Origin of the sequence: Sphingomonas trueperi (assembly GCF_040545965.1) — a bacterium.
In the GTDB taxonomy this organism is placed as follows: Bacteria; Pseudomonadota; Alphaproteobacteria; order Sphingomonadales; family Sphingomonadaceae; genus Sphingomonas; species Sphingomonas trueperi_C.
Genome location: NZ_JBEPMV010000010.1, coordinates 61,344 through 84,188, shown reverse-complemented (window position 1 = coordinate 84,188; position 22,845 = coordinate 61,344). Strand labels below are relative to the sequence as shown.

The 22,845-nt window shown below is 68.7% G+C and carries 19 protein-coding genes; 9 read left to right on the top strand and 10 right to left on the bottom strand.

The features are described 5' to 3' along the window. Positions 1-63: 63 nt before the first annotated feature. A complete protein-coding gene (locus ABIC35_RS21045) occupies positions 64-924 on the top strand; it encodes an aldo/keto reductase family oxidoreductase (RefSeq protein WP_183049527.1) in 861 nt (286 codons plus the stop codon). Here ABIC35_RS21045 and ABIC35_RS21040 read toward each other — a convergent pair whose 3' ends face one another. Next, positions 925-1,236 (bottom strand): ArsR/SmtB family transcription factor, encoded by a 312-nt coding sequence (locus ABIC35_RS21040; RefSeq protein WP_121080010.1) that lies wholly within the window; start codon positions 1,234-1,236, stop codon positions 925-927. Between the two features lie 130 nt (positions 1,237-1,366). Between ABIC35_RS21040 and ABIC35_RS21035 the strand changes: the two genes are divergently transcribed. Together ABIC35_RS21035 and ABIC35_RS21030 are read left to right on the top strand one after the other, a co-directional pair. Beyond that, complete coding sequence (locus tag ABIC35_RS21035; protein WP_121080008.1) at positions 1,367-2,101, top strand: 3-oxoacyl-ACP reductase family protein; 735 nt, start codon at positions 1,367-1,369, stop codon at positions 2,099-2,101. 356 nt (positions 2,102-2,457) lie between these two features. After that, positions 2,458-4,020, top strand: a complete 1,563-nt coding sequence (locus ABIC35_RS21030; RefSeq protein ID WP_121080006.1) for an alpha/beta hydrolase — start codon at positions 2,458-2,460, stop codon at positions 4,018-4,020. A gap of 10 nt (positions 4,021-4,030) precedes the next feature. On the opposite strand, the gene ABIC35_RS21025 is transcribed toward ABIC35_RS21030, so the two are convergent. Further along, on the bottom strand, positions 4,031-4,849 hold the full coding sequence (locus tag ABIC35_RS21025) for a hydroxypyruvate isomerase family protein (protein ID WP_220667411.1): 819 nt from the start codon (positions 4,847-4,849) through the stop codon (positions 4,031-4,033). A 96-nt stretch (positions 4,850-4,945) separates the two neighbouring features. Then, positions 4,946-6,079, bottom strand: a complete 1,134-nt coding sequence (locus ABIC35_RS21020) for an ROK family transcriptional regulator (protein WP_121080002.1) — start codon at positions 6,077-6,079, stop codon at positions 4,946-4,948. 112 nt (positions 6,080-6,191) lie between these two features. Here ABIC35_RS21020 and ABIC35_RS21015 point away from each other — a divergent pair, with 112 nt between their 5' ends. Together ABIC35_RS21015 and ABIC35_RS21010 are read left to right on the top strand one after the other, a co-directional pair. After that, the gene (locus ABIC35_RS21015) at positions 6,192-8,693 is read left to right on the top strand and encodes a TonB-dependent receptor (protein ID WP_121080000.1); all 2,502 of its coding nucleotides are present in this window, start codon (positions 6,192-6,194) and stop codon (positions 8,691-8,693) included. Continuing rightward, the gene (locus ABIC35_RS21010; protein WP_121079998.1) at positions 8,693-9,844 is read left to right on the top strand and encodes a YdcF family protein; all 1,152 of its coding nucleotides are present in this window, start codon (positions 8,693-8,695) and stop codon (positions 9,842-9,844) included. The genes ABIC35_RS21015 and ABIC35_RS21010 overlap by 1 nt, the downstream gene beginning before the upstream one ends. An 835-nt stretch (positions 9,845-10,679) precedes the next feature. Here ABIC35_RS21010 and ABIC35_RS21000 read toward each other — a convergent pair. After that, positions 10,680-12,119 (bottom strand): MFS transporter, encoded by a 1,440-nt coding sequence (locus tag ABIC35_RS21000; RefSeq protein WP_121079994.1) that lies wholly within the window; start codon positions 12,117-12,119, stop codon positions 10,680-10,682. Positions 12,120-12,224: 105 nt separating this feature from the next. After that, on the bottom strand, positions 12,225-13,430 hold the full coding sequence (locus ABIC35_RS20995; protein ID WP_121079992.1) for an alginate export family protein: 1,206 nt from the start codon (positions 13,428-13,430) through the stop codon (positions 12,225-12,227). Between the two features lie 158 nt (positions 13,431-13,588). On the opposite strand from ABIC35_RS20995, the gene ABIC35_RS20990 reads away from it, so the two are divergent. Beyond that, the gene (locus tag ABIC35_RS20990) at positions 13,589-15,019 is read left to right on the top strand and encodes a carboxylesterase/lipase family protein (protein ID WP_121079990.1); all 1,431 of its coding nucleotides are present in this window, start codon (positions 13,589-13,591) and stop codon (positions 15,017-15,019) included. On the opposite strand, the gene ABIC35_RS20985 is transcribed toward ABIC35_RS20990, so the two are convergent. Genes ABIC35_RS20985 through ABIC35_RS20970 form a run of 4 tightly spaced genes read right to left on the bottom strand, consistent with a single transcriptional unit; the run spans position 15,016 to position 18,378 of the window. Then, on the bottom strand, positions 15,016-15,624 hold the full coding sequence (locus ABIC35_RS20985; RefSeq protein WP_121079988.1) for a response regulator transcription factor: 609 nt from the start codon (positions 15,622-15,624) through the stop codon (positions 15,016-15,018). The two genes, ABIC35_RS20990 and ABIC35_RS20985, sit on opposite strands and share 4 nt — an antisense overlap. Next, positions 15,621-16,721, bottom strand: coding sequence for a sensor histidine kinase (locus tag ABIC35_RS20980; RefSeq protein WP_354278590.1), 1,101 nt, complete (start codon positions 16,719-16,721; stop codon positions 15,621-15,623). The genes ABIC35_RS20985 and ABIC35_RS20980 overlap by 4 nt, the downstream gene beginning before the upstream one ends. Then, on the bottom strand, positions 16,718-17,470 hold the full coding sequence (locus ABIC35_RS20975; protein ID WP_121079984.1) for an ABC transporter permease: 753 nt from the start codon (positions 17,468-17,470) through the stop codon (positions 16,718-16,720). The genes ABIC35_RS20980 and ABIC35_RS20975 overlap by 4 nt, the downstream gene beginning before the upstream one ends. Then, positions 17,467-18,378: an ABC transporter ATP-binding protein gene (locus tag ABIC35_RS20970; protein ID WP_121079982.1), complete on the bottom strand. Its 912-nt coding sequence runs from the start codon at positions 18,376-18,378 to the stop codon at positions 17,467-17,469. The genes ABIC35_RS20975 and ABIC35_RS20970 overlap by 4 nt, the downstream gene beginning before the upstream one ends. A 178-nt stretch (positions 18,379-18,556) precedes the next feature. On the opposite strand from ABIC35_RS20970, the gene ABIC35_RS20965 reads away from it, so the two are divergent. Together ABIC35_RS20965 and ABIC35_RS20960 are read left to right on the top strand one after the other, a co-directional pair. Then, positions 18,557-19,108: a hemerythrin domain-containing protein gene (locus tag ABIC35_RS20965; protein WP_121079980.1), complete on the top strand. Its 552-nt coding sequence runs from the start codon at positions 18,557-18,559 to the stop codon at positions 19,106-19,108. A gap of 93 nt (positions 19,109-19,201) precedes the next feature. Further along, positions 19,202-20,698: a DUF4403 family protein gene (locus tag ABIC35_RS20960; RefSeq protein ID WP_121079978.1), complete on the top strand. Its 1,497-nt coding sequence runs from the start codon at positions 19,202-19,204 to the stop codon at positions 20,696-20,698. Here ABIC35_RS20960 and ABIC35_RS20955 read toward each other — a convergent pair. Next, complete coding sequence (locus tag ABIC35_RS20955; RefSeq protein ID WP_354278589.1) at positions 20,669-21,763, bottom strand: lactonase family protein; 1,095 nt, start codon at positions 21,761-21,763, stop codon at positions 20,669-20,671. The genes ABIC35_RS20960 and ABIC35_RS20955 overlap by 30 nt on opposite strands. Before the next feature lie 89 nt (positions 21,764-21,852). Here ABIC35_RS20955 and ABIC35_RS20950 point away from each other — a divergent pair, with 89 nt between their 5' ends. Further along, positions 21,853-22,833, top strand: coding sequence for an SDR family oxidoreductase (locus ABIC35_RS20950; protein ID WP_121080243.1), 981 nt, complete (start codon positions 21,853-21,855; stop codon positions 22,831-22,833). The last annotated feature ends 12 nt before the right edge of the window (positions 22,834-22,845 follow it).

The following is a 22,845-nucleotide window of genomic DNA, read 5'->3' as shown; positions in this document are numbered from 1 at the left end:
ATCCCTCCAACTTATCGCGATCCGTCGCAAGCCGTATCTCCAGCGCAGCAAAGGAGAATTCGGATGATCGACCAGGCAGGTACCTATTCGTTCGCCGGGCGCGATGTGAAGCGGCTCGGCTACGGCGCGATGCAACTCGCCGGGCCCGGCGTATTCGGGCCGCCGCGCGACCACGACCAGGCTTTGGCCGTGCTTCGTGCGGCGCTCGAGGCGGGGGTGAACCACCTCGACACCAGCGATTTCTACGGCCCCCACGTCACTAACCGGCTGATCCGCGAGGCATTGTCCCCCTATCCGCAGGACCTGCTGATCGTCACCAAGATCGGCGCGCGCCGGGGAGACGATGCGTCCTGGCTGCCGGCGTTCGCCCCGGACGAACTGGCGCGCGCCATCGACAACAATCTCGAAAACCTCGGGCTGGAAGCGCTCGATGTCGTCAATCTCCGCCTGATGTTCGACGTCCACGGCCCGGCGGAAGGATCACTGGCCGCCCCGCTCAAGGCAGTGGCAGACCTGCAGCGGCAAGGGCTGGTGCGCCATATCGGGCTCAGCAACGTGACGCGCACGCAATTCGAGGAAGCACGGGAAATCGCAGACATCGTCTGCGTCCAGAACCAGTACAACCTCGCCCACCGCGACGACGACGCCTTTGTCGATGCGCTGGCGGCGGAAGGGGTCGCCTATGTCCCCTTCTTTCCGCTCGGCGGCTTCAGCCCGTTGCAATCGGCGGCACTGTCCGACGTCGCAGCTGCGCTCGACGCGACGCCGATGCAGGTCGCGCTTGCCTGGCTGCTCCAGCGATCACCCAACATCCTGCTCATTCCCGGAACCTCGTCGCTGGCGCATCTCCACGAGAACCTGGCCGCAGCATCGCTGACTTTGCCGCAGGACGCCGTCGCCAGGCTCGATGCGATCGGCGGCTGATCAGACAGGCCGGCTGGCGAGCACCGCGTCGAGCAGGCCCGGGAAGCGGCGATCGAATTCCGATCGCCGCAGGGTATTGATCATCTCGCGGCCGGCCTGCGTGGTCTCGATCAGCCCCGCTGCGCGGAGCAGCTTGAGGTGATTGGACAAGGTGCTCTTGGGGATGGCTTCGCAGGGCGCGGCATCCGAACAGCGCAACCGTTCGGCGGCTGCCAGCCGCGCGACCATCTCCAGCCGATTGGGGTCGGCCAGCGCGTGCAGCGCCAGGTCGAGCGGAACGTCTTCCAGCCTTGGATGGGTGAAGCGGGCCATGGAACCGATATAGGGCGTCCTGTACAATTTAATAGTTCGGGAATATTGAACCTTTGAGCCGGCGCGCCATATCCCGCTTGCCGACAGCGCACGACGCCGTGATCGCGGGCACATCTTAGGAAGCATCCACATGTCACTTCAGGGCAAAACGGCACTCGTCACCGGTGGTTCGCGCGGGATCGGCGCTGCGATCGCCAAGCGACTGGCAGCCGACGGCGCGGCGGTTGCGATCACCTATGCCGGCAACAAGGCGGCAGCGGACGCCACCGTGACGGCGATCGAAAGCGCCGGCGGCACCGCCTTCGCCTTCCAGGCCAATGCAGCCGATCCGGACTCGCAGCGCGCAGGCGTCGACCAGGCCGCCGCCGCTCTTGGCGGGATCGACATCCTCGTCCACAATGCGGGCGTGGCGGAGTTCTCGACCGTCGCGGAAGACACCGACGAAACCTATGATCGCCAGTTCGGCGTCAACGTGAAAGGCCTGCATGTCGGCACACGCGCGGCGCTGCCACACCTTCGCGACGGCGGACGGATCATCCTGATCGGCAGTATCTCGGGCGAAATGGCCTTCCCTGCGACCACCGTCTACAGCGCGACCAAGGCAGCGGTCGCGGCGCTGGCACGCGGCTGGGCGAAGGACCTCGCGCCGCGCAATATTCTGGTCAACACCATCCAGCCGGGGCCGATCGACACCGACATGAACCCGGCCGACAGCGACTTTGCCGGGCAGGTCCTGAGCGCCATCCCGCTCGGGCGCTATGGCAAGGTCGAGGAGATCGCGGGTGCGGTCGCGTTCCTCGCCGGACCGGATGCCAGCTACATCACCGGCACGACGCTCAACATCGATGGCGGCGCGACGGCGTAAGACGGCGCCTCCGCTCCGGTCAGGGCTGGTCGTCGAGATAGGCGGCCAGCCCTTCCGGCGTTGAATTCGGGAAACCGCTGCGGCGTTGGCGGCAGCCTAAATGATATTGGGAGATGTCAGTCTCCGGGTGCGTATCCGGCAACTGGCACGCTTCGGCATTTCGCTGTCCGTCGCAGTTGGCGCCTTTTATGACCAAGACATTCTACGGGCACGCACGTAAAGGTTGAAAACTTCGAACAGTGCGGCCCTACTCCTCAGCTTGGGATGATAAGGTTTCTACGAAGAGCCGAGCCTTGGACCCCGGCGCTCCATATTTTGTAAGAGGGGTACTGACCCCCGAAATCTGGGAGAGATGCATGAACCTTGTGAAGGCAGCCTTGCCGAATGCGCGAGCACGAGCCTGGACGATTGCCGCCATGGTCCTGCTCGCAGCATGTCCGGCACGCGCGCAGATGCAGGACCAGACGCTCGGCACCAGCGAGTGGGCGATCTGGGGGGCGTCCTACCGCCACCAGCGCGACAGCGCCGTGCCCGGGCAAGCCGTCGTTGTCGTACAGGCCGACCCGCGCCCGACGGCGGCCTGGTCGAGCGGCGCCACCATGCCGATCCCCGATGCAATTGCCGCGGGAGAGCAGGTGACGGCGGTGTTTTGGGCGCGTGCGGCGCGCCCGGTTCGCTTGACGGTGGGACTGCAGGGCGGCGCGCCCAGCTATGCCCGGTTCGGCACCGCCGAGCTCCGCTTGACCCCGCACTGGCAGCCCCTTGTAGTGGCTGGCACGGCGCCGACGGCATTCGCGGCGAAGTCCCAAAACCTGTCGGTGCCGTTGGGGGACGCGGGTGCGGCCGTCGAGCTCGGGCCGGTCGCCTTCCTGCGCGGCGCCGCGAGCAGAACGGACATCGCGCGTGCCTTCGTGGCCTTCCGCCCCTCCGAGGTGGCGACCGACGTGCGCATCGCCTCCGAGCCCGGCGTGACGCTGGCAGGCACGCTCCACCTGCCCGTCGGAACCGGCCATGCGCCCTACCCGCTTGCGATCCTGCTTCAGGGGCATGGGCCCAATGGCCGCGGCGGGTACACGGAAATCATCCGCCGCCTGACGGCACACGGAATCGCGGCGCTGGAATATGACAAGCGCGGCATCGGCCAGTCGACCGGCATCTTCCAGGAGGATGTCGAAAGGCTGACGGCCGACGCCAAGGCCGCGGTGGCGATGATGCGACGCAATCCGGCGATCGACGGCCGCCGCATCGCGCTGATCGGCCATAGCCAGGGCGGCGTGATCGCGCCTGCCGTCGCCGCTGCCGACCCGACGATTGCCGCGGTCGTCACGCTTGCGGGCTCGGTCGGCGACGGCTTGCCCTATCTCCGCCAGGCAATGCTCGGTCAGATGCGCGCCGCCGGTCGGCCCCAGGCGGTCGCCGAGCCTGCGGCGGACGCCGCCATGGCGCTGCTCCAGGCGCGGGTCGATCGCAAGGATGCGGCCACGATCGCGCAGCGCCGCGCAGAGGTGATCGCACGGTTCGAGGCGGCGGGCTTTCCCCGGCCGCTGGCCGAAGGCGCGCTAGCGAGGATCGATACCGAGGAAGTCTGGCGGGCGGACAAGCTCCGCTCCGCGTCCGATCTCAAGACGCTGCAGATGCCGGTACTCGCCGTCTTCGCCGAAAAGGACCCGCTGGTGGTGGCGTCGATCGAAGCGGCCGAAGCGCGGAAGGCGCTTGCCGCGAATCCGCAGGCGTCGGTGGAGGTGCTCGGCGGGCTGAGCCACTGGTTCCAGGAAGGGGCAGTCACGGGCGGCGAGGAGGAGGTCGCGAGACTGGGCCCCAATGCGGGATCGCTCCGGCTGGTGGCGCTGGTGGGGGATTGGCTCGACCGCGTACTCGGCGCGAAGCCGCAGGTCGCAGCGACCGCCCCGCCCCGCTAGTCGGCTGGGCTCAGACGGTACAGGTGCGTACCGCCTGGGCGAGTGCGGTCAGCGGGTCGCCCGTGGGCATGAATTCGTGCGCGAAATAGCCCTGGAAGCCGAGATCGGCGACGCTCTTCGCCACCGCATGCCAGTCGACCTCCTGCGTGTCGTCGAGATTGTGGCGGCCGGGCACGCCGCCGGTGTGGAAATGGCCGATCCAAGGCAGGCTCTCGCGGATCGTGGCGATCAGGTCGCCCTCCATGATCTGCATATGGTAGATGTCGTAGAGCAGCTTCACCCGCGGCGAGGCCACTTCCTTGGCGACCTGCACCCCCCAGGCGGTGTGATCGGCCATATAATCGTGATGGTCGCGCTTGCTGTTGAGCAGCTCGACGCAGATGGTCACGTCATGATCCTCGGCGATCGGGGCGAGCCGCTTGAGCCCGGCGATGGTGTTCTCCGCGCCCTCGGCGTCGGACATGCCCTGGCGGTTGCCGGAAAAGGCGATGACGTTCGGCACGCCAGCCTTGGCCGCCTGCGGAATGCCGGTGCGGAATGCCTGCTCGAAGGCAGCGTGATGCTCGCGCCGGTTGAGGCCGTGTGCGATCGTCATGCCCGGGGCGGCATAGCCCATGGTGCAGCGCAGGCCGTGGCGGCGCGGCGTCTCATAGTCGGCGGGTTCGAGCAGATCGATGCCCTGCAGGCCCATCTTCGCGGCGGCGGCGCACAGCTTGTCGAGCGGAATGTCCTGATAGCACCAGCGGCTCACCGACTGCTTGAGCCGACCGGCCGGTGCCGAGCAGGCGGGCACGGCGGACACCGCCCAGGTCGCAAGAGACGAAGCCATCAGTCCGCGCCGCGTGATCATCGCAATCCCTCTCCTCTTGGACGGCCGAGGATAGGCGCTGCGTCGGATTTGTCATCTAATTCGTTGCTGCGGTCCTCAGGCGCGCGCGATCGAGGCGTGGATCGGCAACAGCGCCGCACCCAGCGCCGATCCCGCGCCGCCGAGCTTCGAGATCTCGATCGGGTAGCGGCCGCGATCGCTGGTCGCGACGTGATCGCCCCAGGTGATCGCGCGGCGATTCAGCCGCTCGGCCAGGCCGTGCATGATCGGCGCGGGCAGCGGGCTCATCAGCCGGATCGCCCCGGGATCGAGCCAGGCCAGCGCCGAGTTGATCGTCTGCAGCAGCTGGTCGGCGGCGCGCTCCTGCCAGCCCTCGACGACCGCTTCATAGCCGGGGATCGCCTCCTCGAAATCCGCGAGCGACTGCACCGGGCAGCCCGCCGCCTGCAGCGTCGCGATCAGGTCGAGCGTGGTCGGGCGCGGCCGGTCGCCGGGGTAGAACATGCCGATCTCCCCTGCCCCGCCCGACTCGCCGCGCATCAGCCGCCCTTCATGGACGATCCCCGCCCCGACGCCGTGGCCGAGCAGGAGCACGATCGCCGTGGTGCAGCGCTGGATGAGCCCGCCCAGATAATATTCGGCGAGCGCCGCCGCGGTCGCGTCATTCTCGATCCACACCGGCAGCCGCAGCGTCTCCTCGAACAGGTCGCGCAGCGGCGCGTCCTTCCAGCCGGGCAGGTTGCGGACGATGTGCCAGCGATTGCCGTCGCGCGACAGCGCCGGGCCGGGCGCGGCGAAGCCGATGCCATAGAGCCGGCGGCCGAGCAGGCGATGCTCGAGCGCAAGATCGTGAATCCGGCGGTCGACATGGCGCGCGAACCCCTGCGGATCGAGCGGCGCGATCTTCTCCGATGTAAGTGCGATGGTGCCGCCGGCATAATCGACCACGGCGATCTCCAATATGCCTGCATAGAGCGCCAGCCCCACCGCATAGCCGCCGACGGGGGAGATGCGCAGCGGCACCGTCGGCCGTCCGCGACCGGCAAGCGGCGCGGCGGGCAGTTCCTCGACCAGCGCCTGCCCGATCAGCCCCTTGGTCAGCTTCGAGATCGCAGCGTTGCTGATCTGCAGCACCTCGGCCAGCGCCGAGCGCGACTGGGGACCATGGGTGCGCAGCTGCCAGAGCAGGCGCTTCTCCTCGTCGAGCAGCGAGACCGGCGGATATCTCATGATAGGTAAGAGGATAACGATCGTCGATTAATTTTCCCAGGAATAAATAAATCTGTCATCGACCCCGCGCATCGGCGCGTGCAAGTTGAGAACAACTCGGGGGAACGATCCGATGAAGAAGCACCATTTCGCCGCCGGCTGCGCCGTGCTCGCGCTGAGCCTCGCCGCACCGCCCGCCTTCGCCCAGACCAGCGAAACGCCCGCCGCCGATCCGGCCCAGGCCGAGGCGGACAGCGGCGGCGACATCATCGTCACCGGCTCGGCGCGCGCGCAGCGCCGCTTCGACGTATCCTATGCGATCAACTCGCTGAGCCAGGCCGACGTCCAGAAGATCGCGCCGAAGAGCTTCGCCGATCTGCTCGGCACCGTCCCCGGCATCCAGGTCGAGGCGACCGGCGGCGAGGTGCAGAATATCACCCGCATCCGCGGCATCCCTACCGATCGCGGCTATCTGATCTTCCAGCAGGATGGTCTGCCGCTTTACCACGAGATCGACGGCGTCTTCTTCAACTCCGGCGAAGGCATGAACCGCTACGACCTGATGACCGAGCGGGTCGAGATCGTCCGCGGCGGTCCGGCGCCGATCTATGCGAGCAGCGCGGCGGCGATCGCCAACAACATCACCGTCTCGGGCACCCAGCAGGCGCGCGGCAAGGCGCAGGTGACGCTGGGCGATACCGGCCTCTACCGGCTCGACGCGATGCAGTCGGGGCCGCTCAGCGACAACACCACCTATGCAATCGGCGGCTTCATTCGCCAGCATGACGGCTATCGCTATGGCGGCTTCCCGAGCGACAAGGGCGGCCAGATCCGCGCCAACATCAAGCGCCAGCTGAGCAACGGCACGCTCAAGGTCTCGGCCGAATATGTCAACGACCACAATGTCTTCTACCTGCCGATCCCGACCAACGATCCGCGCAATCCCTCGGTCTCGCTCAACAAATATATCGACTATTTCGAGGGCACGCTGAACTCGCCGTCGCTGCGCAACGTCAACATCAAGTATCGCGACGGTTCGGGCGCGCTGCAGAGCATGAACCGCGACCTGTCCAACGGCCGCCACATGCGCTTCTTCAACGCGGCGATCGACTATGACGCGGACTTCAATGGCTGGCAGGTCTCGGCCAAGATCGGCGGGACCAAGGGCGAGTCGAGCTTCGACGCCTTCTACTCGACCACCAACCCGGCCGATGCGACGACCTTCGCCGCGGGCTATCTGAGCGCCGCGCGTACCGCCTTCGGCCCCAATGTCGCGCGGCTAGGCTATGCCTTCGCGGGCACCAATGGGGCGTCGATCTACGATCCGTCGACCGCCTCGGGCCTGGTCCTGTCCGGCCAGTATCGCGCATCGGAATCGGACTTCTACTCGGTCCAGGGCGACCTCAGCGTCACCCGCAAGTTCGAGACCGGCTTCGGCAGCCACGACGTGCGCGTAGGCCTGTACAGCGCCTTCTACGGCAACACGCTGCTCCAGGCCTATCAGGACATGCTGATCGAGCTGCGCAGCCAGCCCCGCACGCTCGACCTGCTCGCCTATTCGGCGACCGGGCAGGTGCTGGGCTCGGTTACCCAGAACGGCGTGCTGCGTTACACCACCACGCTCAACCAGGGCGAGGGCGACGCGCAGATGATCGCCTTCTACGCCAACGACACCTGGGAGGTCACCCGCGGTCTGCGCGTCGATGGCGGCATTCGCACCGAGTTCTACGATTACAAGGGCATCGCGCTGCCGACGACGCAGGTGAATCTGGGCGATGGCACCACGCTTGCCGACGACACCACCCGCGCCTTCACCGGCCAGGTGCTCGACCAGCGGCTCAAGCCCAAGGCGACCAACTGGACCGTCGGCGTCAATTACGATCTCAACGGTCATTTCGGCGCCTATGGCCGCATCTCGAACCTCGAAGTGCCGCCGCAGCTCGGTGTGGTGACCGGCATCAACGCCACGATCATCAAGACCAAGGCGCGCCAATATGAAGTCGGCCTCAAGGCGAGCTTCGGCCCCAACTATCTCTACGCCACCGGCTTCTACACCAAGTTCAACCCGTTCAACGCCTCGTTCGCGGCGTTCAACCCGCTGACCGGCCGCAACGACCAGACGCTGCCGTTCATCGGCGAGGCCTCGGTGAAGGGCGTCGAAGTCGATGGCCGCGTGTCGCCGATCCGCTGGTTTGCGCTCGATGGCTCGGTCACCTGGCAGAACCCGGAATATGCCAATCTGCAGAACACGTCCGGCGCCGACCCCAGCGCCGTCAACGGCAAGCAGATCATCCGCGAAGCCAAGTTCTTCGGCAATCTGCGCCCGAGCTTCGACTTCGAACTGGGCGAGCAGAAGGTCTCGATATTCGGCCGCTACGAATGGGTCGGCAAGCGCTATGTCGACCTGTTCAACCGCACCGCGATGCCGGGCTACCAGACGATCGGCGGCGGCGCCTCGCTCGATTGGGGCGCGTGGCACTTCCAGGTGGTCGGCGACAATCTGTTCAACGCGCATGGCCTGACCGAGGGCAATACCCGCACGGACCAGTTCGCCGGCCAGGGCACGTCCGAGGCGATCTACGGCCGTCCGCTGTTCGGCCGGAACTTCCGCTTCATCGTCAGCCGCAGCTGGTGATGCGGGCGCTGTTCTCCGCCGCGGCGATCGCGTTGATCGTATGCGCTGCCCCGGCGGAAGCGGCGGACGATGCGATGATGGCAGCGCTCTCCGCGCGGCTGTTTCCCACGCTCGACGCCGCCGGGCACGACCCGGCGGTGCTCGACCGGATCGCACACGCGCCGGGGATGGAGAGCGTTTTGCGTGCGCGGCGTGAGCGGCGCGCTGCCTGCGGGCAGGATCTCGCCTGCCGCGCGCAGGCACTGCTGTGGAGCGAGCCCGAAGCTGCCGCGCTGCGTAGCGCGGTGGCGGCGGAGGCTCGCCTCCCCGCCGCCGAGGATGGGCGCGCTGCGCAACTCGACCGCGAGATCGCCGGCATCAACGGGATCGTCCGCGTCTACGCGCTGGGTGCCACCCCGGCGACGCTGATCGACGGTCCCGGCCAGATCGCACCCAAGGATCTTGCCGCCCGGCTCCAGGCGGCCGACTGGCTTGCCGAGACGCCGCCCGATGGATCGGCACAGCGGCTGGATCCGAGCATCGACTATGCCCTCGCGCTGCTCGACACGAGCGACCGCACGGACGCGATCGGCCATGAACCGCTGACCGCCGGCGCCAATGCGGCGCCGATGGCCCGCGCCAAAACGCTCGACTGGAAGCGCTATCGCTACAGCGCGATGATCGTCACCGGGGTCGGTCCGGAGATCGAGGGCGAACCGCTCAGCCCGTTCGGCAAATATCATCTCCGCCTCGCCGCGCGCCGCTTCGCGCAGGGCGATATCGCCTTCATCCTCGTCACCGGCGGCCGGGCGCATCCGCGCGCGACGCCGTTCACCGAGGCCGACGAGATGCGCACGGCGTTGATCGAGCGCTACGGCATCCCCGCCGACGCGATCGTCAGCGAACCCTATGCCCGCCACACCACCACCAATCTGCGCAACGCCAGCCGGCTGCTCGCCGCCATGGGCGCGCCGATGCAGATGGAGACGGTGATCGTCTGCAACCCGCTGCAGAGCGGCTATATCGAAAGCGCGAAGTTCACCGAGCGCAACGCTGCAGAGCTCGGCTACCAGCCCGGCACAATCGTCCGCCGCGTCTCGCCGACCGAACTCGTGTTCCGCCCGTCGCGCGCGTCCGAGCGCGTCGACCCTCGCGATCCCCTCGACCCCTGAAAGGAACCGCGATGCGCCGCTTCGCCCTGGCCGCCGCCCTGCTGCTCGCCCCCGCCGTCGCCCATGCCTGGGGGCATACCGCGCACGCCGTGATCGACCGCGCCGCGATCCAGGCGATCCCGGAGGGGGGCCCCACCTTCCTGCGTCGCTATGCCGACTATATCGCGACCTCCGCCACGCTCCCCGACAGCTGGCGCGGCGATTCCGAGGGCTTCTCGAAGATCGAGGAGGATCCCAACCATGGCTGGTTCCGCGAGCAGTTCGCTTTCCTCAAGCCGATCCCGCGCTCGCGCTACGCATTCGTGATCGCGCTCTACAAGCATTACGAGACGATCAAGGACAGCGATCCGGCCACTGCCGCGCGCACCAATGTCCGCTGGACCGGCACCCTGCCCTATGCGGCGATGGAGGCCTATGAGCGGGTGATCGTCTGCATGCGCGGCATCCGCGCGGCGCAGGCGAGCGGCGGCGATACCGCGGTGCCCGAGCAGCACTGCGCCTTCGACGTGATCCGGCTCGGCCATTATATCGGCGACGGCGCGCAGCCGCTGCACGATTCCGTCAACTCGGACGGCTGGCTCGGGCCCAACCCCAACAACTATACCCGCGACCGCAGTATCCATGGCCGGTTCGAAAGCCGCTTCGTCGATGCGATCGGGCTTACCCCGGCCGACATCGCGTCGCGGATCGCCGCACCCGCGCACCAGCAGGGCGACATGTTCACCGCCGTGCTCGGGTTTCTCGACCAGTCGGGCGACCGGATGGAGCGCGTCTACCAGCTCGAGAAGCGCGACGGCTTCTCCAACGCTGCCGACCAGGACGTGCGTGCGCTGGTCTACGAACGGACCGCCGCGGGAGCGGCGATGCTGCGCGACATGCTGTGCCGTGCCTGGGCCGAGAGCGCACGACCGCCGGCCAAGGTAACCCCGTCGCCGCTCGACTTCTCGAACCCCAAGTTCGATCCGGAGACCGGCTCCGCGCCCGCCTGACGCCGGGCCAGCGCCCGCAGCAGCCGCGCGTGCTGGGCATGGCCGAGCGTGAATCGGCGCAGCAGCAGCATCGCCAGCAGCGCCCCCGCCAGCGGTACGCCGAGCCCCAGGCCGAGCATGCCGAGGCGGACGCCCGTCGGCTGGACCGCGCCGGGAATATAGCCGAGCGCGCCCAGCACCCAGCCGATCATCGCCGTCGAGGCCGCGCCGCTCGCCTTCACCAGCACCAGGTAGAAGGCGAACAACCCGGTCTCATAGCGTCGCCCGTGCCGCCACTCGACGACATCGACCGCATCGGCGAGCAGACCCCAGGGCAGCATGAACACGCTCGCAAAGCCGAAGCCGATCAGCGCGGCACCGGCCATCTGTCCCACAGGCCAAGCGGTGCAGAGCGCGAAGACCAGCAGGCCGGCGGCGCTCACCGCATGTCCGGCGGCCAGCAGTTGGCTTTTGCCAAAGCGGTGGGTGAGCGCGGTCCAGCCGAGCACGCCGCCGAACTGCCCGACGGTCATCGCGCCGAGCAGCAGCGTCACCGCCCCCGGCCGCGCGATCACATAGGTGCCCAGATACATCAGCATCCGGCCGAAACAGGGCATGGCGAAGCCGGTGATCAGCGCCAGCGCGCCCATCCCCAGCACCATCGGCTCGCGCAGCGGCACTGCGATGCAGTCGCCACGGAGTGCGGTTGCGCCGCCGCGCTGTCCGCCACACGCCCAGACGCAGAGCAGCATCGTCAGCGCGAAGGCGAGCCCCGCGCCGATGCCGGTGAGCGCCAGCGCGCCGAACTGCCGGGCATGTCCCGCCTGCTGGACCAGCGGGGTGAGCACGCCCGCGATCGCCAGCGCACTCGCCGTGCTGAAGAACAGGCGATAGCCGGAGACCCGCCCGCGCGCGCGGCTGTCGCGGCTCACCTGCGCCATCAGCGCGTTGTGCGGCACGTCCACCACCGCATAGGCGCCGCGAAACACGAGGATTGCCGTCGCCAGCATCCAGCCGCGGTGCAGCCCCAGCGCGGGCATCGCATAGATCAGTGCGAAGGCCGCGCCGCACGGAATCGCGGCAAAGGCTATCGCCCAGCGATAGCCCCGCCCCGCCGCCCGCCAGCGCAGTACCAGCCGCGCCGCGAGCAGGTCGAACACCAGGTCGCCGAGCACCGCAAACAGCATCAGCCCCGCCGCCCGCGCACCGTCCAGCCCCAGCACGTCGGTGAGCAGGAACAGGATTGTCAGGTCGGCGCCGCTGAACAGCAGCGCCTTGCCGAAATTGCCGGACGCATAGGCCAGCATCCGGCCTTCCGTGGCGAGCGTCGCGATGGGAACCTCTCTCGTGCAAAAGCCCTTGGCATTCGTGCGCTTAGGTCGGTTCCATTGCAGTTCGGCGACGCGCCTGCGTCAATAGGCCCAGTCCATCTGCAGCCAGAAGCGGCTGGTATCGGTCGCGAAGCGATCGGCCTCGTAGCGGGCGTAGCGGACCGAGAGCTGGGTCTTGCGCAGCTTGGCGGTGGCGAGCAGGTTCCACTCGTCGCCATAATGCTGACTCAGCCGGTCGCTCTGGTAGCGGTGCCACACCGCCTGTAGCGACAGCGCGTCGATCCGTCCCAGCTTCTTCCAGCCATAGCCGCCGCCCGCATAGAAATCGCGCACGCCGTTGGGCGGCGTGACCGTCAGCTTGTCGGCCGAGCCCTGGAACTTGAACACGCTGCCGAGCGGGGTCTGGAAGCTGGCGAGCGGCTGCCCGCCATCGGCGCCCAGCACTTCATAGCCGGTGTTGAGCGTCCAGCCGCGCACGTCCAGCGCCGCATCGGCGAGCCAATAGTCCGCCTGATAGCGGGTAGGATTGTGGTGATAGTCGGACTGCCGGGCCCAGCTCAGCTGGTAGCGCAGCTTGGCCTGGGGCGCGATGGCGCGGCTGCCGGACAGCCGCGCGCCATAGCTCTGGCTGGAGAGGCGGAAGCCCTGCACTTCGGCCTCGTCCTGGTCGACCAGATAGGCGAATCCGGTGAGCGTGCCGAGCGGCGTCGCCGCGCCGAGATTGGCGAAGATATTGTGGCCGCCGACCCCGCGCTGGCGGGCGCCGCGTCCCTCGGTGCCCCAGATGGTGCGCACGTCCCAGGCATAGGTGAGGTCGAGCTTGAGGCCCTTGACCGGCACGATCTCGGTGCGGACGGCATCGAAGGTCTGGGCGTTGTTGCGGATCTGCGCCCCACCGACGAAACGCTCGTCGTCGAGGGTTATGCGCTGGCGCCCGGCGGTGACGGTCAGCGGCGCCGAGCGATATTGCAGCTGGGCGCGATAGATCGCGACATTCTCGGGATCGCCGATCGTCGGACGATTGGCCGGGCCGTGCAGCCCGTCATAATAGTTGCCGACCACGGCGAGGTTGCCCTGCGCCTCGCCCAGCGCGATCCAGCGGCCGCGGGTCACCTCTGCGCCGGCGCGGACGCGGATCGTGACGGCATCGGAGACATCGGCGAACTCCGCCTGGTCGAGATGCTCGTAGCGGGTGCGCGCCTCGATCAACGGTTTGATGGCGACCTCTTGCGCGCAAGCCGGTCCGGCGGCGACCAGCAGGGTCGCGGAGGTGATCCAGAAACGCATATATTGCCCCTTTTCGCGAGACGGCGGCGCTAGCCGTCCGTTCGGCCCTCTCCCAGTTACAAAGTTTGTCCGAGCAGGGGCTTGCAGGTCAAGTTTGTGGAGAAGCGGGATAGGTTTTGGGTTAGCTAGGCGCAAAGCATCGCGTGGGAGAGAAGCGCATGAAGGCATGGAAAGCGGCGTTGATCGGTGGCATGGCGGCGTGGATGCTGCCCGGCGCCGCGCTGGCGCAGGCAAGCGGCCCGGTGGCCGCGACGCAGAGCGGCAAGGTGCAAGGCGCAGTCGAGGACGGGGTCGCGAGCTGGAAGGGCATCCCCTTCGCCGCGCCGCCGGTCGGCCCGCTGCGCTGGCGCGCGCCGCAGCCCGTGGCGGCCTGGAGCGGCGTCCGCCCGGCGACCGAATACAGCCATGACTGCATGCAGAAGCCCTTCCCGAGCGACGCCGCGCCGCTCGGCACCGCGCCCGCCGAGGACTGCCTCTATCTCAACGTCTGGAAGCCCGTGGCCGCCAAGGCCAAGCTGCCGGTGATGGTGTGGATCTATGGCGGCGGCTTCGTCAACGGTGGCTCGTCGCCGCCCACCTATGCCGGTGCCAACATGGCGAAGCAGGGCGTGCTGTTCGTCAGCTTCAACTATCGCGTCGGCCGGTTCGGCAGCTTCGCGCTGCCCCAGCTCAGCGCCGCGAATCCCGATGGGCTGCTCGGCAACTACAACTTCATGGACCAGATCGCCGCGCTGAAGTGGGTGCGGCAGAACATCGCCGCGTTCGGCGGCGATCCGGCGAACGTGACGATCATCGGCGAGAGCGCGGGCGGCATGTCGGTGCATACGCTGGTCACCTCGCCGCTGGCGCGCGGGCTGTTCCACAAGGCGGTGGTGATGTCGGGCGGCAATGCCCAGACCGCGAAGAGCGCGACGCTGAAGGACGCCGAGGCGATCGGCGAGAACCTCGCCCGCGCCCACGGCATCGATCCCGCCGCGCCCGACGCGCTCGACAAGCTCCGTGCGCTCACCGCCGAGCAGGTGACCGACGGCCTCAGCATGATCGAGCTGTTCCAGCCCAAGCCCGGCCCGCGCACCTATGGCGGGCCGATGCTCGACGGCACGCTGCTGGTCGACCAGGAAAAGGCCTATACGAGCGGCAACTTCGCGCATGTGCCGATGCTGATCGGCGCGACCAGCGCGGACATGGGCGGCAAGACCGGGTTCATGATCGCCGGCGCGCGCGAGGCCAGCACTCGCATCGCCGCGCAGAAGGTGCCGGTGTGGGAATATCGCTTCTCCTATGTCGCGGACTCGGTCGGCAAGCCGGGCGCCGGCCACGCCACCGACATTCCCTTCTTCTTCGACAATGCCGCGATCAAATACGGTCCGGCGACCACGCCGCGGGACGTGCAGATGGGCAAGACAATCAGCGCCTATCTCGCCAACTTCGCCAAGAAGGGCGATCCCAACGGTGCCGGCCTGCCGGCCTGGCCGCGCTTCACCGCCAAGGACGACGCGATCCTCGACTTCGCGGCCGACGGCAAGGCGTTGGCGGGGCGCGATCCCTGGGGGGCAGAGATCGACGCGGCCGGCCTGTCGCAGCGCTAAAGCCAGCCATTCGCGCGCGCGGTGCGGCCAGCCTCGATCCGGTTGGCCGCACCGAGCTTGCCCGCCGCTTCGGAGAGATAATTGCGCACCGTGCCGGGTGAGAGGCCCAGCCGCCGCGCAATGTCCTTGTTCGACAGCCCCTCTTCGGCAAGCCGCAGCGCATCCCGCTCGCGATCGGTAAGCGGGTCGCTGCCCGCTTCCCAAGCCGCGGCGGCGAGCTCGGGCGGGATCACCCGTCCCCCGGCGGCAACGGTACGGATCGCGGCGACCAGCGTGTCGACCGGCGCGTCCTTGAGCAGATAGCCGCGCACCCCTGCCGCCCGTGCCCGGGCGAGATAGCCGGGGCGTGCGAAGGTGGTTACGATCACCACCGCCGTGCGCGCCTTCTCGGCCGCGAGGACCTGCGCGCAGTCCAGTCCGGTGCGTCCCGGCATCTCGATATCGGTCAGCAGGATGTCGGGCGTCAGGTCGCGCACCAGCCCGAGCGCGGCATCGCCGTTGGCTGCCCTGCCGACGATCTCGAAGTCGCTCTCCAGCGCCAGCAGCGCCGCGATGGCGCCGAGTACCAGCCCCTGGTCCTCGGCGATGACGATGCGGATCGTCATGCCGGCACGCTCGCTTCCAGCCGCGTGCCGGGCTGGAGCGCCTGCAACTCCAGCCGCCCCCCCGCCGCGACCAGCCTCTGGCGCATGCCGCGCAGGCCGTTGCCCTCGCGGAAGGAGAGGCCGACGCCGTCGTCCTCCACCACCAGCCGGGCATCTCCCCCGTCCGCCTCGAAACCGATCGCGCAACGCCGCGCCCCGGCGTGGCGGATCACGTTGGTCACCGCCTCGCGCAGCGTCATCGCCAGGATGGCGCCGGCATCGGCCGGCACCGCCGCGGGGTCGCCCGTGACGACCGGCTCGATGAGGGCCGTCTCCAATGCGGCCAGCGAAGCGCTGGCCTCGGTCGCAAGCGAGCCGCCCAACTGCCCGGTCAGCGCGGCCCGCACCTCGGCAAGGCCCGAGCGGGCCGCCGCCGCGATCGCTTCCAGCTCTGACCTGGCGGCGGCGGCGTCACGGTCGACCAGCCGAGCCGCGAGATCCGCCTTGAGGGCGACCAGCGTCAGCGTGCGGCCCACCACGTCGTGCAAGTCACGGGTGATCCGCTCGCGCTCGGCGGTGCCCGCGAGGCGACGTACCTCTTCCTGGCTGGCGAGCAGGGCCTGGGTGCGCTCGTAAAAAGCGAAGCTCGACATGGTGGCGACCCCGCTCATCACCACGAACAGCACGCCGGGCGCGAACCACAGGATCGGCTGGTGCCAGGCAAGGCCGGTCAGGGCGGTGACCACAGCGATGGCGCCGATGCCGATCCCGGCCTGCCGGCGCGACCGCAGCCGGGCGACCGTCACCCCCGCATAGATGCAGAAGGTCGTCCAGCCGAGCGGCAGGCCCGCGACCGCAATGCCCAGTGCCAGCATGGCCAGTGCAATCGGGATCAGCGCCCGGTCCGGAACACGGGTCGAGGCCAGATAGAGCGGCAGGAACAGGCCGATCGCCACTGCCGCCACGAGGATGGTGGTGGCGTCGGGGCTGGCCCAGAGCCAGGGGAAGGGCACGAAGATCAGATAGGCGAGCCAGGGCCAGCCATTCCCCCGCAACCGCTGATAGGACGTCTCGGTCTGCATCGCGCCAGCCTCGCGGAGGACGGGGTGCGCGGTCAAGCCGGGCTCCGCCGCCAGCCGGTCCAGGCCCAGGTGGCGCCGGCCACCGTCATCGCGAGAATGGCCGCGCCGTGCGTCCAGGGGCTGCCGATGGTGTCCGCACCGACGATGACCCGTGCGAGCTGGCCGAGATGGTAGGACGGCGTCCATGCGCCGATCGTCTGCATCCAGCCCGGCAGTAACCGGCTCGGGATCCACAACCCGCCCAGCACCGAGCAGCCGAGGAATAGCGCGTTGGCAACGGCGACGGCCCCCTTGGCGCTCATCCGCATCCCCATGCCGAACCCGATCAGCGCGAAGGGTATCGCGGAGGTGAGGTGGAGCAACGTCAGCAGCGCCCAGGTGCCCGCGGAGAGCCGCACGCCCGCGACGATCGACAGCGCGTCGATCAGCACCAGCGCCAGCGCGGTCATCGCCACGGCGGCGGTGAGCTTCGCCGCGACATAGGCGCCCGCAGGCATCGGCGAGACGCGCTTGAGCTCGATCAGCCCCTGCTCGCGCTCCACCGCGACGCCGGCACCGAAGCCGAACAGCGCCGGGCCGGTCGCGGCGAACACGCCGTACCCTGCCAGCGTCGCTGCGGCGAAACCGGGTGCGGGATCATGCGGCAGCGCCAGGGTGAAGAGGCCGTAGAAGCCGGCCGGCGTCAGCACCGTGGGCAAGAGGAATTGCGGCAGGCGCAGGCTGCGCTTCACCTCAGTGAGCGCCTCGCGGCGCCAGACGCCGTGCGGGAGGGCAAGGGCGGTCATGCGGCGATCCTTTCCTGGACGGGTGCGAGCAAGGTCGCGATGGCGTCTTCGAGCGTGGCGTCGGCAATTCGCAGCGCGGTCAGCGCCGGATCGGCATCGAGCAGCGCGCGGACGGTGGCGGCGGCATCGGCGCTGACGATGCGCAGGTCCGCGCCCTCCATCTCCGCATCGCGTGCGCCCGGCAGCAGGGCAGCCGCGGCAGGGACCAGCGTCGAGCGGCAGCGGAGCACCGAGCCCCCTGCCCGCGCCCGCAGCGCTGCGGGCGTATCGTCGGCGACGATCCGGCCGGCGTCCATCACCAGCACGCGGTCGGCCAGTGCATCCGCCTCGGCAAGATCGTGGCTGGTCAGCAGCACCGCGGCGCCGTCGTCGGCGAGAGCGCGGACCGTGCCCCACAGCGTGCGGGCGGAGCCCCGGTCCATCGCCGCGGTCGGCTCGTCGAGCACCAGCAGGTCGGCACGCCCGCAGATCGCCAAGGCGTATTGCACCCGCCGCGCCTGTCCGCCCGAGAGCGCGCCGCAGCGGCGATCGGCCAGATCGGCGATCCCGGCCAGCGCCAGCACCTCGTCGATCGGGCGCGGATCGGGATAATAGCCGGCGTGCAGCGTCACCAACTCGCGGATGGTCAGCACGTCGGGCAGCCCGGCGCTCTGCAGCATCACCCCCAGCCGCCGGCGTGCGGCCGGCCGGCGCGGGTCGAGCCCGAACAGCTGCGCGGTGCCCGCATCGGGTGCCAGCCGGCCGGTGAGCAGCGCGACCGAGGTCGTCTTGCCCGCCCCGTTGGGCCCCAGCAGCGCGGTCACTTCGCCGGCGCGGATCGTCAGGTCGAGGCGATCGAGCACGGCCCGCCCACCCAGCCGCTTCGATACGCCGGATAGCCGCGCGACGGCGGCAAGATCGTCGATCATCGGTCGAACCCCTTTTCAAGAACGACCCGAAGATGCCGCGCAGAGACCGGCCGGCCCAGTGACAGATGTCACCCGCCGGGCATGCCATCGCACACCGGCTGATTGTGACTCGCAACAGGAACATGGCGGTTTTGCAACCGCTTAGCCTTCAACTGCCACCAAAGCCGGAGCATCCCCTATGTCGATACTGGACCAGGCGATCGCCGCCATCACGCCTCCCGAAAGCGAACAGGATCGCCGCGAGGCGACCGCCAAGGCCGAGGCGCTGGCGCGTCCCGGCGACTGGCTGTCGCAGATCCTCGGCCATCACCGCGAGATCGAGGCGCAGTTCGAGCGGCTCCGCAGCGCCGCGCCCGCCGAGCGCACGGTCGAACAGAAGCGGCTGGGCCTGCTGCTCACCGCCCATTCGATCGCCGAGGAAGTGTCGGTCTACCCGGCGCTCGCCGCCGATCACCAGGTCGGCCATGCCGAGCTCGCTTATCAGGAACAGTCGGCCGCCAAGATGGAGCTGGGCCTGCTCGAGCGGCTCGACCCCGCCAGCCAGGACTATCACGACAAGCTCGAGCATATCCGCGGCGCGGTGCTCCACCATATCTATTCGGAAGAAGGGACCTGGTATCCCAAGCTGATCGAGTCCGCCGGTCCGGCAGACCAGCAGCGTGCCACCGCCCGCTACGCCGAAGAATATGCCCGCTACATGGGGCAGGATACCCAACTCTTCACGCGCTGACCATCGTGATGGGGCGGTGCACGCCGCCCCGGAACGGATCGCCGGTTCCGGCGGTTCTGCCTCTTGTTCCGGATCGGCAACAAGGGGAAACGAATGCGCGGGCGGTGGTCTTCGGCGGTGCTGCTGCTCGTGCTCGCCGGCTGTTCGGGGCATCGCGGCGGCGGCGCGCCGCCCCACGCCAAGGACCGGATCGAGGTAAAGCCCGAGCTCTCCACGCTCACCCTGCCGCTCGAAGCCAATCTCGACGATCTCGCCGCGACGCTGGAGCGTGCGGTGCCGCGCCAGCTCTGGGCGATCGACAAGCCCGACCAGCCCTGCGTGCCGCCGAAGAAGCTCGACCTCGGCATTGCCAAGGTGAAGACGCCGACGATCAAGTGCCGCATCGTCGGCGAAGTCACGCGCGGGCGGATGACGATCGGCGGCCAGGGCCAGGTGATCCGGCTGGCGATGCCGCTCCACGCCGTGGTGCGTGCCGAGGATATCGGCGGCGTGCTCAAGCGCGAGACCGCGACGGCGGACGCGATGGCGCACGCCGTCATCACGCTGTCGCTAGGCCCGGACTGGAACCCGCGCGGCAAGATCGACATCGACTATGACTGGGCCAATGTGCCCCATGTCGACATCCTCGGTCAGCGCATCGAGTTCACCGACAAGGCCGACCAGAAGCTCGCGCCCGTGATCGCCAAGCTGGAGCGCGAGCTGCCGGGCGAGCTGCAGAAGCTCGGCGTTCGCCAGAAGATCGAAGAGGCGTGGCGCTCGGCCTTCACCACCCTGTCGCTCAACCGGGACAACCCGCCGGTCTGGATGCGGGTGACGCCCAAGCAGCTGCGCTATGGCGGCTATGCGATCACCGGCAAGCGGCTAGAGCTACGGTTGGGCATGGAGGCGACCACCGAGACTTTTGTCGGCCAGAAGCCTGCGGATCCCGCCCCCGCCCCGCTGCCGCCGATGCAGCCGCTGCAGGGCCAAACCGGCAAGGTCTCGCTCTTCCTGCCGGTGATCGCCGACTATCGCGAGCTGGAGCCCGTGCTGATGAAGGCGCTGGTCAAGCGTCAGGCGCGGCCGTTCGAGGTGCCCGGCGTCGGCCCGGTGCGGGCGACGTTCGAGAAGGCGACGATCTACGGCACCAAGGGCAAGCAGATGGCGGTCGGCCTGCTGTTCTCGGCCGAAGACGTGGCGGGCACTATCGGCCGGACGCGGGGTACCGTGTGGCTGACGGCCACGCCCGTCAACCTCCCCAATTCGCGCAAGGTCGACTTCCAGAACCTCGGCGTCAGCGGCACTACCGACATGACCGGGGGCGACCTGATCCTCCAGCTGATGAACGCGCCGGGGATGAGCAGCTTCATCGCCGCCGCGCTCAGCCAGAATTTCGAGCGCGATTATGGCGAGCTGCTCGGCAAGGTCAGCCGCGCGATCTCCAGCCGGCGCGAGGGCGTGTTGCGGATCGACGCCAAGCTGGAGCGCACGCGCACGGGCACGCTCCAGGCCTCGGGTCAGGGGCTCTATCTGCCGGTCTGGGCGGAGGGTACGGCGACCGTACGCCTCGCCAGCCCCACGTCAGGCGGAGAGAAACACCACGCCCGGTAGCGCCACACCCTTGGCTGCGGTGCCGAGTTTCCCATCCGCGCCGATCGCCAGCCGGGCGATGTTGCCCGAGCGCTCGTTGGCGACGAGCATCTCGCGGTCGCCTTCGCGGAGCAGGAACAACCGCGGCCAGTGCCCGCCGCTGCCGGCATGCTGGATCGGCGTGAGCCCCCCGTCGCGCTGAATCGCGAATACCGCAATGCTGTCATGCCCGCGATTGGCAATGTAGAGCCGCGTACCCGCCGCATTCACCGCGATGTGCGCGGCCGCGGAATTGCCGGTGAAGCCCTTGGGCAGCGTCGAGAGCGTCGCCAGTGCGGTGAAGCGACCGTCGGGGAGCGCGCGCAGCACCGTTACCGTGTTGGCCAACTCGGTGACGAGATAGGCGATCGGCAGCTTGGGGTGGCGAGCAAGATGCCGCGGACCCGCCCCTGTTTCGGTGCGATAGGCGATGCTGGTGTCGACCGCACCACCAGCGCCCAGCCGGTGCAGGAACACCGCGTCGGCGCCGAGATCGACCGAGTGCAGCTGGTTGGTGCCGGAGAAGCCCACCCAATGCGCATGCGGGCCGGCCTGGCGCTCGCGATTGGGGCCGCTGCCCTCATGCTGGATGCGGCGCCCCTCGCCGGCTAGGCGCCCGGTGCGGTCGAGATCGAACAGCGCGACGCTGCCGCTCGAATAATTGGCGACCGCGAGACGGCGCCCGTCCGCCGACAGCGCGGCATGGCAGGGGTCGGCACCCAGTGTCGAGGCGGTGCCCAGCTTGGCGAGCCCGGCCGTATAGACGCCGACCGCGCCCTGGGTCTGCTCGTCGAGCAGATAGCGCATACCCGTCGTCGCCGAGCGCACGCCGAACGATGCGTTGCGGATCGCGGCGATCGGCGTGCCGCGCTGCCAGCCCCCTGCGCCGTGGGTCAGCGGCACCAGCCCGGGCCCGCCCTCGTTCACATAGGTTCCGGCGATCAGCCCGCCGGTCGTGCGGGCAAGCAGCGCCGTCGGGCAGGCGCCGAGCGCCACGCTGGCGCCGACCAGCGCGCGGCGCGTCAGCGGGAATGCGGAGATAGTCATATCCTATTGAAGCCTTTTGGTTTCTTGCCGTCAACGCTGAACCTTCGCCGATCTCGCGCGCTGAACCCAATGCAACAGGGAGCTGCGCCATGACCGACGAACCGAGCCGCCGCGATCTTCTGAAAGGTGCCGCTGCCGCTGGCGCTGCTACTGCCGCCGGACCCGCCTTCGCGCAAGCCGCGAACGGCGGCCCGGCACCCGATCCTCAGACCAAATATACCGACAAGCCCTTCCCCGAGCAGCGCCAGAAATGGCCGGCGCTCCAGCGCGAGATGAACCCCGTCCCCGATTGCGGCGAGCGCAGCTATCGCGGCTCGGGCAAGCTGGCCGGCCGCAAGGCGCTGGTGACCGGCGGCGACTCCGGCATCGGCCGCGCCGCCGCCATCGCTTTTGCGCGGGAAGGCGCCGACGTCGCGATCAACTATTTCCCGACCGAGGAGCCCGACGCGCAGGACGTAGCCAAGCTGCTCCGCGGCGAGGGCCGCAAGGTGGTGCTGCTGCCGGGCGACCTGACCGACCAGGGCTTCTGCGTCGATCTGGTGGGCCGGGCCAACCGCCAGCTCGGCGGGCTCGACATCCTGGTCAACAATGCCGCCTATCAGCAGTCGAAAGCTTCGATCGACGAGATCAGCTTCGAGCAGTTCGATCGCACGATGAAGACCAATCTCTACGCGATGTTCTGGATCACCAAGACCGCGCTGCCGCTGATGAAGCCGGGCTCGGCGATCATCAACACCGCTTCGGTCAACAGCTTCGCCCCCGAGAAGGAGCTGCTCGACTATGCCACCACCAAGGGCGGGATCGCGATCTTCACCAAGGCACTGGCCAAGCAGATGGCCAAGAAGGGCATCCGCGTGAACGCAGTGGCGCCGGGGCCGATCTGGACGCCGCTGCAGGTCGCCGGCGGGCAGCTGCCGGGCGAGATGGGCAAGTTCGGCCAGGACACCCCGCTCGGACGCGCGGGCCAGCCGGCGGAGCTGGCCCCGCTCTACGTGGCGCTCGCCTCGAACGAATTCAGCTATACCGATGGCAGCGTGTTCGGCGCGAACGGCGGCACCGGCGCGGTGTGAGGCAGCGATGCC

Excerpts from the sequence above, each read along its gene's own strand:
- ABIC35_RS21045 (WP_183049527.1), top strand. The coding sequence starts at position 64 with ATGATCGACCAGGCAGGTACCTATTCGTTCGCCGGGCGCGATGTGAAG.
- ABIC35_RS21040 (WP_121080010.1), bottom strand. The coding sequence starts at position 1,236 with ATGGCCCGCTTCACCCATCCAAGGCTGGAAGACGTTCCGCTCGACCTG.
- ABIC35_RS21035 (WP_121080008.1), top strand. The coding sequence starts at position 1,367 with ATGTCACTTCAGGGCAAAACGGCACTCGTCACCGGTGGTTCGCGCGGG.
- ABIC35_RS21030 (WP_121080006.1), top strand. The coding sequence starts at position 2,458 with ATGAACCTTGTGAAGGCAGCCTTGCCGAATGCGCGAGCACGAGCCTGG.
- ABIC35_RS21025 (WP_220667411.1), bottom strand. The coding sequence starts at position 4,849 with ATGGCTTCGTCTCTTGCGACCTGGGCGGTGTCCGCCGTGCCCGCCTGC.
- ABIC35_RS21020 (WP_121080002.1), bottom strand. The coding sequence starts at position 6,079 with ATGAGATATCCGCCGGTCTCGCTGCTCGACGAGGAGAAGCGCCTGCTC.
- ABIC35_RS21015 (WP_121080000.1), top strand. The coding sequence starts at position 6,192 with ATGAAGAAGCACCATTTCGCCGCCGGCTGCGCCGTGCTCGCGCTGAGC.
- ABIC35_RS21010 (WP_121079998.1), top strand. The coding sequence starts at position 8,693 with ATGCGGGCGCTGTTCTCCGCCGCGGCGATCGCGTTGATCGTATGCGCT.
- ABIC35_RS21000 (WP_121079994.1), bottom strand. The coding sequence starts at position 12,119 with ATGCTGGCCTATGCGTCCGGCAATTTCGGCAAGGCGCTGCTGTTCAGC.
- ABIC35_RS20995 (WP_121079992.1), bottom strand. The coding sequence starts at position 13,430 with ATGCGTTTCTGGATCACCTCCGCGACCCTGCTGGTCGCCGCCGGACCG.
- ABIC35_RS20990 (WP_121079990.1), top strand. The coding sequence starts at position 13,589 with ATGAAGGCATGGAAAGCGGCGTTGATCGGTGGCATGGCGGCGTGGATG.
- ABIC35_RS20985 (WP_121079988.1), bottom strand. The coding sequence starts at position 15,624 with ATGACGATCCGCATCGTCATCGCCGAGGACCAGGGGCTGGTACTCGGC.
- ABIC35_RS20975 (WP_121079984.1), bottom strand. The coding sequence starts at position 17,470 with ATGACCGCCCTTGCCCTCCCGCACGGCGTCTGGCGCCGCGAGGCGCTC.
- ABIC35_RS20970 (WP_121079982.1), bottom strand. The coding sequence starts at position 18,378 with ATGATCGACGATCTTGCCGCCGTCGCGCGGCTATCCGGCGTATCGAAG.
- ABIC35_RS20965 (WP_121079980.1), top strand. The coding sequence starts at position 18,557 with ATGTCGATACTGGACCAGGCGATCGCCGCCATCACGCCTCCCGAAAGC.
- ABIC35_RS20960 (WP_121079978.1), top strand. The coding sequence starts at position 19,202 with ATGCGCGGGCGGTGGTCTTCGGCGGTGCTGCTGCTCGTGCTCGCCGGC.
- ABIC35_RS20955 (WP_354278589.1), bottom strand. The coding sequence starts at position 21,763 with ATGACTATCTCCGCATTCCCGCTGACGCGCCGCGCGCTGGTCGGCGCC.
- ABIC35_RS20950 (WP_121080243.1), top strand. The coding sequence starts at position 21,853 with ATGACCGACGAACCGAGCCGCCGCGATCTTCTGAAAGGTGCCGCTGCC.